Source organism: Mesorhizobium sp. B4-1-4, assembly GCF_006439395.2.
GTDB lineage: Bacteria > Pseudomonadota > Alphaproteobacteria > Rhizobiales > Rhizobiaceae > Mesorhizobium.
This window is the reverse complement of the sequence record NZ_CP083950.1, coordinates 3,029,411-3,043,731: the sequence shown is the minus strand read 5'-3', so window position 1 is coordinate 3,043,731 and position 14,321 is coordinate 3,029,411. Positions and strand designations below refer to the sequence as shown.

Here is a 14,321-nt window from a genome sequence, read left to right as displayed (position 1 = left end):
TTCTCAGCGAGGTGACGCGGACATGGTTCGGGCGATCGTCGACCCCGTACCTTAATGGCTGCTTAGGGCCTATGGGGTGCCAGAAGCCGACATTCTCTTGCCGGCCCCAAACCAGCCGCGCTCATGCGCTCACCGAACCCCTTGCAGGAAAGGGAAACCCCGCTTGCATTGAAACTAGTCTTCCTCCTGATCCGTGGGTTCGCCAGAGCATACGAGATGATACGAAGGATATGGGTTGGCTAACCATCCGTTAACACTGATTATCTTTTATAATCCCGCACCCTTCGCGTTCAGTTCGAATGCCTAGCGGGTCGACGAGAGGCAGTGCACCGCGCAGCTCCGCCGTTGGAGACGTCCGTTGTCTTATCGTGGCCGGCTGAAGGGCAGGACAGTTGCGACCATTGTCCACCGGGACGCTCGACCGCCCACAAGGCCAACGAAACTTCCTAGTTGGTCTTCAAGCGTCCAACCCGGTTTTCGGCAATCCAGCGCGCCGCGAGCACCAGCGCACCCATGCTGAAATCCTTGCCGTGCTTGGCGACCATTTCTTCCGACAGTTTTGCCAGCTGTTCGAAAAACGCGTCCTTGCTCTTCTCCTCGGCGCTCAGTTCAGCCTGCATCGCATCCTCCTGTCTTGCGCGGATCCGCGTCCGCTATTTGAACATCTGTGCCGGAAAGGTGACGATCGCAGCGGTACCGTCGACCGCGCCAACCGCCAAATGCCGACCGTCACCCGACCAGGCGAGCGCGCTGATCGCACTGCCCAATGGCCTGACGAGAAGCTCGTCGCGTCCGCCGATCTGGGCGACAGCGATGCGGCCATTGGCGTAGCCGGCTGCAATCAGCTTCTTCTCAGGGTGCGCCGCCACCGCTTCCACCAGAACCAGCCCGGCGCGGCCTGTTTCAAGAGCCCCGGAGGTTTCGCCGTCAATGGGCGGAGCGGTCATTGACCAGCCGGCGATCCGGAACGCGCCCGACGCGAACAGCGCATTGCCCGGCCGGCTCCAGCACATCGTGCGGACCGGCGATGGAAACCCCGCGACAATGCCGGAGCGGCCATCGGCCAGGTTGACAAGGGCAAAGCCACCCGTTTCGAGCCCGCAGGCCAGCCATGTGCCGTCGCCGCTCCAGCGGATGGATACCGGTCGGGCTGGGAGAGACGATTCGCGGATCAGGACGGCGTCTCCCTCGACCGCCCAGATCGACAATCCGTCATCGAGACCGCAGGCGAGGCGCCGTCCGCCAGGCGAGAAGGCAAGTGCACCTGCGGACGATGTCGTCGCGTTCTTTAGCGGCACGGCATTGTCTTGGCCGCGCGACAGGAACATATCGTGCCCATTGCTGGTAGCCGTCATATCAGTCCTGGCGCTATGGTCGAGGGCGACAATCGGTCCGTCCACCCTGATCGGCAGGGCGGCGACGTCGCCGCCGGCGCTGAGATGTTGCACTTCGCCACTGGCCGCGCCGGCCAGGAAACCGGAATGCCCATAGGCAATGATCGGCACATCGCCATCGCCAAACGCGGCCGACGCGATCAACGGCACCGGCGGCTTTTCGCGCGGCCGGATTGTCGTCTGCCCGAGGTCGCCGCTCACTCGCATCCGCGATTCCGGCGGCTCCTGATCGGTAACCGCGGCGATGGCTACGGTTCCGTCCACGGAACTGAAGGCGACTGCTGAGCCATCGGCGCTGAAGCAAAGATCGGCGATAGCCGACGGACGTCGCCAGCTGCGCGCTAGAAGATCGAACAAGGTCAGGTTCTGCATCGTCCGCTGATTCACAGTGTCACTCCCATCACTCCTTGTTCGCCATCGCGGCAAGCCGGCGATCGACATCGTCGACATCGCCTTCGGCGGCCACGATGCGCTCCTCGCAAGCCGCACATGCCTGCATGATCGCCGCCGCGCTCTGCTCAGCCTCATGCAAATCCCGCACCAGTTGCTCGCTGGCGCCGCTTCTGCCGATCTCCAACTCGAGGCGCAGCACCTCCATTTCGATGCCGGCGCGTTTCTGGTTGAGCCGCAGTGCTTCCGCTGTGAGGATTGAAACGCCGGCGACAAGATCGAGCCGGCGAGGGAGCAGCGCGTCACGCGCAGCGGTTTCGGATCCGCTCATTTCTCCCTCCCAGCCATCGGCCCGAGCGGCTTTTCGAAGGCCGACAGCAATCTGGGCAGCGTGCCGGCCTGCGACTGGAACTGCTTTTCGGCCGTCTCGATGTGGCTCTTGAGCTGGTCCCAGATGTCGACGCGGATCATCGATGTCGTGTCGCCGGTCAAGCGCTCGATCTCCTCGACACGGAACTGGCGCGTCAGTGAAACGCCGGAAAACACGAAGTCGCGCAACAGGATCGCGTGGCTCTCGATGAACAGATGGATCATCGGATGCGTTTCCGTGGTCACGCCGCCGGCTGCGAGCTCGCCCCTGATGAAGTCCTGGAAATGGCTCTGCAGGCGGTGCTGGCTCTCGCCCATGAAGCGCATGACGAAGACGAGGTCGCGCGGCATCAGCCTGACAAGATCGCCGGTGACGCCGTCGGCCTGACTGGACATCGGCCCCGATGGCCCCTGGCTGTCTTTACCGTTCGCCATGATCTTTCTCCAGCGCCAGGACATCACCGGCCGCCGTCTCCAAGTAGTATAGAAAAATGACAAGTTAAATAGCTTGAGGTGAACTTTGATATTTGCTGCGATTGCTAACTGCATATCTCGCATATGCGAAATAACGCTAAATATTACATGCGTAAGTTACATCTGTAAAATAAGGTTACAGTTTTGCACCTTGCCCATGTGCGCAAAGAGCGGAAATTTTGTTGTGAGTGCCAGCTATGGGCACTGTCGCCAAACTGGCACGATGTTTGCTTTGTCTCTTGCACAAGAAGCCCATCGCGCTTTGACGCCGGGCCAAAAGAACGAAGGACCGGAGGAAGCAGGACATCGGCTTCGATACGCCATCGCAGATGCGATCGGCGTCTCGCAGCTCACGCCAGACGCCTCGAACACCTTTGCCCGATCCACTTGAACGGCCCGACCTTGTCGAGCGCGTTGCCGCGCAACCCTTGTCATGCCGTTCGCACTCTCACTGGCGGTGCTTTTGTGCCGCTTCATGCCGGGGTCAAGGGACCCGCGGCTCAAACCTGGTGGAGGCTTATGAGATGACGTCTCTGACGCTCAACAAGATTACCTCGCAGCGCGGAATCTCCGTGGGCGAGGCGACCAAGAAGATTGCCGACCTCGGCTGGAATCCTTCCTACGTGCAGGAGGCGATGACGTTTCCGACCGACTACAAGATCAACAAGACGCCGCGCGACCCGATGAAACAGGTTTTGCGGTCCTATTTCCCGATGCAGGAAGAAAAGGACAATCGCGTCTATGGCGCGCTCGACGCGGCTTTGCGCGGCGACATGTTCCGCAACGTCGAACCGCGCTGGGTCGAGTGGATGAAGCTCTTCCTGGCCATCATTCCCTTCCCCGAAATCTCCGCCGCCCGCTCGATGGCGATGGTTGCCCGCATCGCGCCCGGTGAGGAACTCAGAACCGGCTTCACCATGCAGATGATCGACGAATTCCGTCACTCGACGATCCAGATGAATTTGAAGAAATGGTACATGGAGAATTACATCGACCCGGCCGGCTTCGACATCACCGAGGAAGCCTTCGGAAAGTGCTACGCCACCACCATCGGCCGGCAGTTCGCCGAAGGCTTCATCACCGGCGACACGATGACCGCCGCCTGCATGTACCTGACCGTGGTGGCCGAGACCGCCTTCACCAACACACTGTTCGTCGCCATGCCTTCGGAGGCCGCCCGCAACGGCGACTATGCGCTGCCGACCGTCTTCCTGTCGGTGCAGTCGGACGAGAGCCGGCACATCGGCAATGGCCATTCGCTGCTGATGGCGGCGCTCAAGGAGCCGGAGAACCATCTGCTGCTTGAACGCGACCTGCGCTACGCCTTCTGGCAGAACCACGCGATCGTCGATGCGGCAATCGGCACTTTCATCGAATACGGCACCACCAACCGCGACAAGAACAAGGAGTCCTACGCGGAAATGTGGCACCGCTGGATCTATGAGGACTACTATCGCACCTACATGCTGCCGCTCGAGAAATACGGCATCAAGGTCCATCACGACGACGTCCAGGCGGCTTGGGAGCGCATCACCAAGAAGAACTACGTCCACAAGGTCGGGCAGTTCTTCGCGGTCGGCTGGCCGGTCAATTTCTGGCGCATCGAGGCCCAGACCGACAAGGACTTCGAGTGGTTCGAGCACAAGTATCCGGGCTGGTACGCCGAATTCGGCGATTTCTGGAAATGGTACGCCAAGCTCAGCCACAAGGGCGAGAAGGTGCTGCTGTTCAACAGCGATGTCGGCTACGTCTATCCGCACCGCTGCTGGTCTTGCCTCGTCCCCTGCCTGATCCGCGAGGACATGGTGGTCGGCGAGATCAACGGCGAACTCTACACATTCGCTCACGAGCTCGACCGCTGGACCACGATGGTCGCCTTCAACGACGAGTATGAGGGCCGTCCGACGCCCGCGATGGGCCGTTTCAGCGGCAAGCGCGAGTGGGAGACGCTCTATGACGGCTGGGACCTGGCTGATGCCATCAAGGACCTGAACTTCGTCCGCTCCGACGGCAAGACGCTGGTTCCGCAACCGCATCTGCGCTTCGACGACAAGGAGATGTGGACGCTTGACGATGTACGCGGCAACACGCTCGGATCGCCGCTCAACGCGCTGCGTGCCATGTCGCCCGCGGACCGTGAGAAGCATCTGGCCGAATACCGGGCCGGCTTCACCATCAATCCTTGCAACTGATCAGGTCAGGGGGCGGGTTCGTCCCGCCCCTTGCTTTCACTGGAGGTCCGTATGTCGGAAACCCACACGGTCAGGCTCAGCCCAGTCGGTGTCGAGTTCGATGTCGAGAATGGCGAAACGGTGCTCAACGCCGCGTTTCGTCAGGGCATCGCGCTGCCGCACGGCTGCAAGGAGGGGCAGTGCTCGGCCTGCAAAAGCGTGCTGCTCGAAGGCGAAGTCGACATGCTGAAATACTCGACCTTCGCGCTGAACGACATGGAGAAGGAAAACGGGCACGTCCTGTTGTGCCGTTGCATCGCCTACTCCGACCTGGAAGTCGAGCTTCTCAACTACGACGAGGAGATTCTGGCGAAGGCGATCGCCGTTAAAACATACAAGGGCCGGATTGCTCGCATCGAGCAGCTGACCCACGACATTCGCGGCATCGAGATCGAACTCGGCTCGCCGATGAAGTTTTGGGCGGGGCAATATGTCGACATCACGGTTACCACGCAAAAAGGGGAGACGATTACGCGCTCGTTCTCCATGGCAAATACGCCGGACCAAACCCAAAAACTCTCCTTCATCATCAAAAAATACCCCGAAGGAAAGTTCTCGGGAGAACTCGATTCCGGAGGCATCAGGGCCGGAGCCGAAGTCACCGTCGTCGGACCCTACGGAACCTGCTTCCGCCGCGACGAACGGCAAGGACCGCTAATCCTGGTCGGCGCCGGTTCGGGCATGTCGCCGATCTGGTCGATCCTCAACGACCACCTGAAGAGCGGCGAGAAACGTCCGGTCTATTTCTTCTACGGCGCCCGCACCCGCAACGACCTGTTCTATCTCGACAGGATCGCCGAGTTGGTCGGCAATCATTCCGACGTCACCTTCATTCCCGTGCTGTCGCACGCCAATGACGACGCCGAATGGCAAGGCGAGCGTGGCTTCGTGCACCAGAGTGTCGATGCCAAGCTCAAGCAATTGGCGGTCGACGGGCAGGGCGATGTCCATGCCTGTGGCCCGCCGCCGATGATCGATGCGCTGCAGCCGGTGCTGTTCATGAACGGCTTCGAGACCGAGCGGATCTTCTTCGACAAATTCACCACATCGGCAGGTGCAACGCCGGCCCATTGAGGGCGGTCGTGCCAAGCCAACCACAACTGCAACAAGGGAGAGAGACTATGCCTGCAACCTCGAGTTCAGTCGGTTCCGGTGCCGCTGGTGCCGCGATCTTCGCCGACTCCGATAGCCGGAAATACCGGTACTTCGAGCCGAAAGGCCAGCGTGCCACACACTACGAAGACATGACGGTCGACGTTCAGCCCGATCCGGAACGCTACCTGATCCAGGATTGGATCATCTCCTTCGCCGACGGCAAGGGCGCCTATGTCAAGCAGAACACCGCCGCCCAGAGCTCCAACTGGCATGCCTTCCGCGCCCCCGACCAGGAGTGGGAGCGCACGCACTATCAGCGCCAGTCGAAGATCGAGACGATGGTGCAAAGCGTCATCAACAATGCCCGCAAGTCGGGTGCGCCGAAGACCTTCGACAAGGCCTGGGTCAAGATCCTGCAGACGCAGCTCGGCGCCTGGAAGCATGCCGAATTCGGGCTCGGCACCTCGCTGATGCAGGCGCAGCGTTACGGCTACACCCAGATGATCAACAACGCGACGCTGACCAACTCGTCATACAAGCTGCGGCTTGCCCAGGACATCACGCTCTATCTTGCCGAGATCGGCATGGACCTGCCGGGCTGGGACGACGAACTCGGCAAGAAGGCCTGGCTCGAGGACAAGAACTGGCAGGGCACGCGCGAAGCGGTCGAGACCATCATGGGCGCGACCGATTATCTCGAGCAGTATTTCGCCATCAACATCGTCTTCGAGCCGCTGGTCGGCGAGATGTTCCGCTCTGGTTTCCTGATGCAGATCGCCGCCGCCAACCACGACTTCATCACGCCTGCGGTGATCTCGGCGGCCGAGGCGGACTACGAGCGCAACCTCGCCAACACGATCGACCTGATCCACATGCTCGCCAACGACGAGAAATACGGCGCGGCGAACAAGAAGCTCTTCCAAGGCTGGGTCAAGAAGCACGGCGCACTCGCCGACAAGGCAGCCACCGGCCTGCAGCCGATCTGGTCGATGCCGCATTCCAAGCCCGTCGCTTTCGTCGATGTCCGTGCCAAATCCGAGGAACGGATTGGCCAGATCCTCGGCGAACTCGGCCTCAAGCGCTGAAACAGGAGAAAATCGTCATGTCACTATCTGCACGCGACGCAACGCATTCCAACATCTTCAAGGCGATGAAGGATATCACCTTCGAGCAGACGATTTCGCATCAGTGCGGCGTCACCATGAACGACTCGGTCGAAGCGAGGGCGATCGCCGAATTCATGGGCCAGAAGCCGGGGGTGACCATCACCTACCAGCCGGCACTGATCCGCATCGACGGCGACGGCAAGCTGATCTTCAAGATGGACGCGATCGGCGAATATCTCGGCCGCGACATGTCGGCCGAGACCTTCGAGGTCAACACCTCCACCCATTACGGCCGCATGGTTCGTGTCGACGACAACACCGTGATCCTGTTCGGCAACATGGACGAGATGTTCGAATATATCGAATAGCCGCCGAAAAAATCTGGCGCGCCGCTGGTGCGGTGCGCCGAACCGTTCAACGCGATTTGCTGCGGAGGCAACAATGTACAGAACACCGGAAGGCAAGGACATTTTCGTGGTCGACGGCCACACCCATTTCTGGGACGGCAGCCCGGAGAACCAGAAGAACATCCACGGCAAGCAGTTCATCGAGTGCTTCTATGCCTACCACACGGGCTTGAGCCCCAAGGAACAGCTGTGGGAGAAGAGCAAGTTCGAGAAATACAGCGCCGACGATCTCTATCGCGACCTGTTCATCGACGGTCCCGACGATATGGCGATCGTCCAGTCGACCTATCTCAAGGATTTCTACAAGAACGGCTTCAACACGATCGAGCGCAATGCCGAGGTGGCCAAGCGCTACCCCGAGCGTTTCATCGTCAACGGCGCCTTCGACCCGCGCGATGGCGAGAAGGCGCTGGAGTACATCCACTTCCTTAAGGAGACCTATAACGTCAAGGGCGTGAAGATGTACACGGCCGAGTGGAACGGCGCCTCCAAAGGCTGGAAGCTCACCGATCCCGATGCCTACAAATGCTTCGAACTCTGCGACAAGCTCGGCATCCGCAACATTCACGTCCACAAGGGACCGACGATCATTCCACTTTCGAAGGACGCCTTCGACGTGCATGACGTTGACCACGCGGCGACGGATTTCCAGGGCCTCAACTGGATCGTCGAGCATTGTGGCCTGCCGCGTCTCGACGATTTCTGCTGGATCGCCACGCAGGAAACCAACGTCTATGGCGGCTTGGCGGTGGCACTGCCCTTCATCCACGCACGCCCGCGCTATTTCGGCGAGGTCATCGCCGAGCTTCTGTTCTGGCTCGGGCCGGAGAAGATCCTGTTCGGCTCCGACTATGCGATCTGGACGCCGCGCTGGCTGGTCGAGAAATTCTGGGCCTACCAGATCCCGCAGGATATCGCCGCCGAACGGGGTGTGCAACTGACCGACGAGATCAAGGAGAAGATCCTCGGCCTCAACGCCGCGCGTCTCTACGACATCGACGTCGAAGCCAAGAAGAAGGCGCTCGCCAGTTCGCCCTTCAGCATCGCGGCGGAGTAAGGGCCATGGCAACCGCCAGCATTTCCGGCGACTGCCAGAAGGAACTCTGGCGGCGCCTGGGTGAGGTCAACGACCCGGAACTCGACGAACCCATCACCGAGATGGGTTTCGTCGAGCGAGCGGAGGTGAAGGGCGATGGCAGCGTGGAGATAGATTTTCGGCTGCCGACCTACTGGTGCTCGCCCAACTTCGCGTTCCTGATGCTGGACGGTGTGCGCAAGGCACTCGACCAGCTTTCCTGGTCACCGGGCTATCGCGTCAAGCTGCACGATCACATGTTCGCCGAAGAGGTCAATCGCGGCATGGAGGCCGGCAAGGCGTTCGGCGACATCTTCGCCGTGCTTGCCGAGGATCAGGATCTCGGCGCCTTGCGCGAAACCTTCGCGATGAAGGCCTTCAAGCGGCGACAGGAGGCACTTCTGCGCGGCCTCAAGGCGCACGGTCTTACCGATCGCGAAATCCTCGGCATGGGCCTGCCGGCATATGACGTCGCGCGTTTCGAGCCGGGCGAGGCAGCCAAACAGAAGCCGAGATACCGGGCGGCCCTGCTTGAGCGTTTTCCCGGCCGCAGGGCTGACGAACCCGCCTTCGTGACCTGGGAAGGGCAACCCATACCGCCTGCCGCCCTCACAGCCTACCTCGCCGAGTTGCGCGGTGTGCGCATCAACATGGAGTTCAACGGCGCGCTGTGCCGGGGACTCAAGCAGACCAGATACAAGGAACTGGATGTGGTCGACGGCGAACCGACGTTGGTCGATTTCATCATGGATCGCGTGCCGGTGCGAGTTGCACCAACCGCCTGAAGCAGAGCCGACAGCAACGGCCTCCCTTGCACGAGGCCCCTAACCAACAACCCGCCCGTAAGGCGGAAGGAGGAACCATGCCCAAGATAATGCTTCATAATTCCGAAGCTCGCCGCGCTCTCGCCCGCGGCGTCTTCCGGCTCGCCGCCGCCGTCGAGCCGACGCTCGGCCCTAAAGGCATGAATGCCATGATCGACCGGCCGATCGGCACGCCGATGGTGACCCGCGACGGTGTCAGCATCGCCTCCGAGATCGAGTTGCACGACCGTTTCGAAAACATGGGCGCGCAAGTCGTCCGCGAAGTATCGATGCAGACCAACGAGGTCGCCGGCGATGGCACCACGACAGCCATCGTGCTCGCCAATGCGCTGATCCAGGGCGGCGTCGAAGCGAACGAGCGCGGGGTGAAATCCGTCGATCTGTGCAAGGGCATCGACCTTGCCGTGGCGGCGGTGGTGGCCGCGCTCAAGACTTCCGCCAAACCCGCCAAGGGCAACGGCATCCTGGCGTCGGTCGCCAACATTGCGGCGACCAACGCCAAACTTGGCGCCCTGGTGGCGGAGGCGCATCAGCGGGTGGGTGCCGAAGGCGTCATCACCACCGATTTCAGCGTCACCACCGAGACCACGCTCGACGTCGTCGAGGGCATGTCCTTCGAACGCGGCTATCTCTCGCATCATATGGTGACCGACCAGGAGAAGATGGAGGCGGTTCTCGAACGGCCCTACATCCTGATGACTGACCTCAAGATCAAGGAGCCGGGACAGCTCGATGCGGTTCGCCGCATTGCCGACGAGAATGGCCGGCCGTTGCTGATCGTATCCGAGGAGATGTCGCCGGAAGTGGTGGTGACGCTGCTCGGCAAGCAAGGGCCGGGAAAATACCTCGTCGTCCATCCGCCGGAATATGGCCATTGGCGCAAGGCGATGATGGAGGATCTGGCCATCATCAGCGGCGGCAAGGTAATCGCGCGCGATCTCGGCGGCCGACTGGAAGACATCACCGCCGAGGATCTCGGCACGGCCGACCGGGTGAAAACCAGTTCGTCCTATACCTCGATCATTCGCGGCGGAGGCGATCATGCCGCGATCGCGTCGCGCCGCGCCCAGGTGCAGCGGCAGTACGAAGCCTCGCCGCCGAATATCGACCAGGACAAGCTGCGCGAACGCCTGGCCAAGCTCTCCGGCGGCACAGCAATCCTCTATGCCGGTGGGGTCACGCCGGTCGAGCAGAAGCGAACCATTCAGCTCATCGAGGATTCGCTGAATGCGGTGCGCGCCGCGTCCGAAGAGGGCGTGGTCGCCGGCGGCGGCTCGGCACTCGCCCAGATCGCGCCGCTGCTCGACAAGGTGGCGGCCGGGGTGGACGGCGATACCGCCGAAGGCGTGCGCCTGGTGCGCTCCGTTCTGTCGCGGCCGCTGTGGCGCATTGCCGCCAATGCCGGCGCCGATCCCGAAGCCGTCGTCGCCGAGGTGACGCGGATCAATGGCGGCTACGGCTACAACGCATCCGCCGGCAGCTACCAGAACATGTTCGAGGCAGGGATTATCGATCCCGTCCGCGTCACCTACACCGCGCTCGCAAATGCGGCTTCGGTGGCGACGCTGATCCTGACCACCGAAACGCTGATCGGCGATCTTGCCGAGGATGAGGATCCGACCGCAGGCCCTGCGCGGGGCGGCGGTTCCGAAAAGCTCGGCCGCGCTTGAACCATTCCAGACAAACTCGACGCTGAGAGGACAAGACGATGAAAGCTGCCAGGCTGTACGAATATGACCCGAAGATGAATGTTCAGCTCAAGATCGAGGAGGTCAAGGCGCCGACGATCACCGCGCCGGACGAGGTGATCGTGCGGGTGGGTGCCGCCGGCCTCTGCCGCACCGATCTGCACATCATCGAAGGCGTGTGGAAGCCGACCATGGATCCCGAGGGCACGCTCTTGCCCTACATCATGGGTCACGAAAATGCGGGATGGGTCGAGGAGGTCGGCAGCGGTGTAAAATCGGTCAAGCGCGGCGATGCGGTTATCTGCCATCCCTTCCGCTCATGCGGCATCTGCCTCAATTGCCGCCATGGCGAAGACATGTACTGCGACAACGGCCAATTTCCCGGCCTTGGCATGAATGGCGGCTTCGCCGAGTATTTCATCACCAGCGAACGTTCGCTGATCAAGCTGAACGCCAATGTCACGCCGATCGAAGTGGCACCGCTGGCCGATGCCGGCATCACCGCCTACCGCGCCGCCAAGCGCGCCGCCAAACTGCTGCGACCAGGAAGCTACTGCGTGCTGCTCGGCGTCGGCGGGCTCGGCCACATCGCGCTGCAATCGCTGCACGCGATTTCGGGTTGCCGGATCATCGCCGTCGATCGCGAGCCAGCGGCGCAGGTGCTGGCCAAGGATCTCGGCGCCGACTTCGTGCTCGATGGCGGGCCGAACGTCGTCGGGGAGGTCCAGCAGATCACCGGTGGCGGCGCCCATGTGGTGATCGACTTCGTCGGCGAACTCGGCGTCGAGAACATCTGCTGGAAGATGGTGCGCAAGGGCGGGCAACTGTTCGTCGTCGGCTATGGCGGCAACATAAACGTGCCCACCGCGCATCTGGTCATCGAGGAGATCAACATCGGCGGCAGCCTGGTCGGCAATTTTACCGAGCTGGTCGAACTGATGGAACTCAACGCCGACGGCAAGGTGAAGATGCACTACACCGAATACAATCTTGCCAGCATCAACACCGCGCTCGACGATTTCAAGAACCGGCGGTTCACCGGCCGCGGCGTCATCGTTCCCTGACGCTCGGCCGGAATGCAGGCGTAGGCCGGTCGCCAGTCCGATCCATCGGCCGCAATTCCCCAACCCCATGGCGCGAATGCCGTGGGGGTCTTTTTTGCTGCGTGTCAGAGGAACCCGCGCCGGATGCCGTACTGGCCGAGCTTGCGATAGAGCGTCGGCCGGGAAACCCCAAGCCTCAGCGCAACCTTGCTGAGATTGCCGCCCTCCGCGGCAAGCGCGTTCTTGATCACCTGGCGTTCCGCATCCTCAAACGAGCACACCGGCGCTTCGAGCATGGCCGTGGGATGGTCCCCGTGCCTGGCCATGCTGTTGCGATCGCCCGCGCCGATTTCCCCCGGAAGGTCTTGCAGGTCGATCGCACTGTCGCGCGCCAGAATATGCAGGCGCTCGACCAGGTTCTTCAGTTCGCGCACATTGCCCGGCCAGCGATAGGCCAGTAGCGCGTCGAGCGCGTCGTTTGAAAACTCCAGCGGATCATTGCCTGCCAGCTTTGCGATCTGCCTGTTGAAGTGCTCGATCAAAAGCAGGACGTCCTCGCCACGCTCGCGCAACGCCGGGACTTGGATGGAGACCGCGCCGATGCGGTAGTAGAGGTCGCTGCGGAAGCGCCCGGCAGCCACTTCCTGCTTGAGGTCGCGGTTGGTCGAGGCGACCAGCCGCACATCCACCGGCCGGCCCTTCGAATCGCCGATGCGATGCACCACGCGCTCTTCCAGGACACGCAGCAGGAACGGCTGGATTTCGAGCGGTAGCTCGCCGATCTCGTCGAGGCTGAGCACGCCGCCATTGGCGAGTTCGAAGATGCCCGGCTTGCCGTCGCGCGAAGCGCCGGTAAACGCGCCCGCCACGTGACCGAACAATTCGCTGCCGAACAGTTCCTTGGTGATCGCCCCGCAATTCATGGCGATGAACGGATCGTTTTCCGAGCGCCGGCTGCCGGCATGGACAAGCCGCGCGAACAGCTCCTTTCCGACACCCGTTTCGCCTTCTATCAGCAGCGAGGTGACGCCGTTCGATCTTGCGACGCGGGAGGCGACATCGATGGCGGCAAGCAGCTTGTCGCTGTCGCCGACAATCATCGCAGCCGCCGTCTGCAGCTGCTTGTTCGCCTGCCGGTCGATCACGGTCACGCTGGAGACGACCGGCACCGAAGGGAAAACCAGCGCCGCGCCCCGAAGGTCACCGTCGAGCTTCAGCGGCGTGACATGGCAGGATCGCAGATGCGCCGGCAGCGCATTGGCGAGATCGGTCTCCGAGCCGGAGGCCGGCAGGTTCATCAGCCAGCGGCCGCGGCCCGGTTCCATCGGGCCGTCCATCATCTCCGTCGTGTCGCCGTTGGGCACGTTGTTGCAGAAGATCGCGCGGCCGCGATGATCGACGATCACCAGCCCATCCTTGCGGCGATAGCTGGGGGCCGACGAGATGAAGGCCTCCAGCAAGCGCGTGCGCTGTTCCTGCTGCTGTTCGGCCAGCGCCTTTTCGATCTGCCTGGCGGTGGCGGCGACGAGTGCTGTGTTGTGCGGCCGAAAAATCGGCGAATAACCGGACAGGTCGACCACGCCGATGATCTTGCCGTCCAGCGGATCGCGGATTGGCGCACCGGCGCAGGTCCAGGATTTGATGCCGGCGCAGAAATGTTCGGCCGCATGGACGAAGATCGGTTCGCCGGTCCACAGCGCGGTACCGATGCCATTGGTGCCGACGGCGTCCTCGTTCCATTTGCCGCCGATGCCCAGATGAATGTCCATGCCGTCATGCAAGGTCTTCTTGTCGCCAATGGCGTCGATCAGCACGCCGTCGCTGTCGGCGAGCACCAGCATCGCTCCCGTCCCCTCCAGCAACTGGCCAAGGGACGCGAACGATCGCCGTGCTGCCGAAAGCAGCTCGGCGTTGGCGCGGGTCAGGTATTCTATCTCGTCACGGTCACTGCTCAGCGGCGCTTCGATGCCTTGCGCATTGATGCCGCCGGTGACGCTGCGATACCAGGAATCGTGGATCAGCGAGCGAACGTGGACCGGATCGCGTGCGCTTGTCGGCTCGTCGGAAAGAAAACTCTCCCACGCACGCATGGTGGCGCGCTCATCATAGTCGATCTTGTCCAGAACCAGTTGCCCGGTGGCGATCGACGCACGCGCCGGAAGAGCACCGGGTTTCATAGGATTGGGGCCGCTCGCGTGTTTCATTCAGTCATCACAGTACCTTTG

13 protein-coding genes are annotated in these 14,321 nt (G+C 61.9%); 8 read left to right on the top strand and 5 right to left on the bottom strand.

The window, feature by feature from the left end:
- Window positions 1-446 precede the first annotated feature (446 nt).
- From FJW03_RS14665 to FJW03_RS14650, 4 genes are read right to left on the bottom strand one after another with little or no spacing between them, the layout of a single operon-like run.
- The gene (locus FJW03_RS14665) at window positions 447-620 is read right to left on the bottom strand and encodes a hypothetical protein (RefSeq protein ID WP_181165666.1); all 174 of its coding nucleotides are present in this window, start codon (window positions 618-620) and stop codon (window positions 447-449) included.
- A 33-nt stretch (window positions 621-653) separates the two neighbouring features.
- Entirely contained in the window at window positions 654-1,781 is a 1,128-nt protein-coding gene (locus FJW03_RS14660) for a WD40 repeat domain-containing protein (RefSeq protein ID WP_140761640.1), read from the bottom strand.
- Window positions 1,782-1,794: 13 nt separating this feature from the next.
- The gene (locus tag FJW03_RS14655; protein ID WP_140761636.1) at window positions 1,795-2,115 is read right to left on the bottom strand and encodes a hypothetical protein; all 321 of its coding nucleotides are present in this window, start codon (window positions 2,113-2,115) and stop codon (window positions 1,795-1,797) included.
- Window positions 2,112-2,588 carry a hypothetical protein gene (locus FJW03_RS14650; protein WP_140761633.1) on the bottom strand — a complete coding sequence of 159 codons (477 nt, stop codon included), beginning with the start codon at window positions 2,586-2,588 and terminating at the stop codon, window positions 2,112-2,114. The genes FJW03_RS14655 and FJW03_RS14650 overlap by 4 nt, the downstream gene beginning before the upstream one ends.
- Window positions 2,589-3,151: 563 nt before the next feature.
- On the opposite strand from FJW03_RS14650, the gene FJW03_RS14645 reads away from it, so the two are divergent.
- The 8 genes from FJW03_RS14645 to FJW03_RS14610 all read left to right on the top strand — a co-directional run bounded on the left by FJW03_RS14645 (window position 3,152) and on the right by FJW03_RS14610 (window position 12,117).
- The gene (locus FJW03_RS14645) at window positions 3,152-4,819 is read left to right on the top strand and encodes an aromatic/alkene/methane monooxygenase hydroxylase/oxygenase subunit alpha (protein WP_056565045.1); all 1,668 of its coding nucleotides are present in this window, start codon (window positions 3,152-3,154) and stop codon (window positions 4,817-4,819) included.
- 51 nt (window positions 4,820-4,870) lie between these two features.
- Window positions 4,871-5,932, top strand: a complete 1,062-nt coding sequence (locus FJW03_RS14640; protein ID WP_140610909.1) for an NADH:ubiquinone reductase (Na(+)-transporting) subunit F — start codon at window positions 4,871-4,873, stop codon at window positions 5,930-5,932.
- A gap of 47 nt (window positions 5,933-5,979) precedes the next feature.
- On the top strand, window positions 5,980-7,038 hold the full coding sequence (locus FJW03_RS14635; protein ID WP_140761630.1) for an aromatic/alkene monooxygenase hydroxylase subunit beta: 1,059 nt from the start codon (window positions 5,980-5,982) through the stop codon (window positions 7,036-7,038).
- A 17-nt stretch (window positions 7,039-7,055) separates the two neighbouring features.
- Window positions 7,056-7,427, top strand: coding sequence for an MmoB/DmpM family protein (locus FJW03_RS14630; protein WP_140761627.1), 372 nt, complete (start codon window positions 7,056-7,058; stop codon window positions 7,425-7,427).
- Window positions 7,428-7,500: 73 nt separating this feature from the next.
- Window positions 7,501-8,523, top strand: coding sequence for an amidohydrolase family protein (locus FJW03_RS14625; protein WP_140693304.1), 1,023 nt, complete (start codon window positions 7,501-7,503; stop codon window positions 8,521-8,523).
- A gap of 5 nt (window positions 8,524-8,528) precedes the next feature.
- Window positions 8,529-9,326, top strand: a complete 798-nt coding sequence (locus FJW03_RS14620) for an iron-sulfur cluster assembly protein (protein WP_140761625.1) — start codon at window positions 8,529-8,531, stop codon at window positions 9,324-9,326.
- Window positions 9,327-9,403: 77 nt separating this feature from the next.
- Window positions 9,404-11,035: a molecular chaperone GroEL gene (locus FJW03_RS14615; protein WP_140761622.1), complete on the top strand. Its 1,632-nt coding sequence runs from the start codon at window positions 9,404-9,406 to the stop codon at window positions 11,033-11,035.
- 38 nt (window positions 11,036-11,073) lie between these two features.
- Window positions 11,074-12,117: an NAD(P)-dependent alcohol dehydrogenase gene (locus FJW03_RS14610; protein ID WP_140761620.1), complete on the top strand. Its 1,044-nt coding sequence runs from the start codon at window positions 11,074-11,076 to the stop codon at window positions 12,115-12,117.
- Window positions 12,118-12,221: 104 nt separating this feature from the next.
- On the opposite strand, the gene FJW03_RS14605 is transcribed toward FJW03_RS14610, so the two are convergent.
- On the bottom strand, window positions 12,222-14,300 hold the full coding sequence (locus tag FJW03_RS14605) for a sigma-54-dependent Fis family transcriptional regulator (protein WP_140761617.1): 2,079 nt from the start codon (window positions 14,298-14,300) through the stop codon (window positions 12,222-12,224).
- Window positions 14,301-14,321 lie beyond the last annotated feature (21 nt).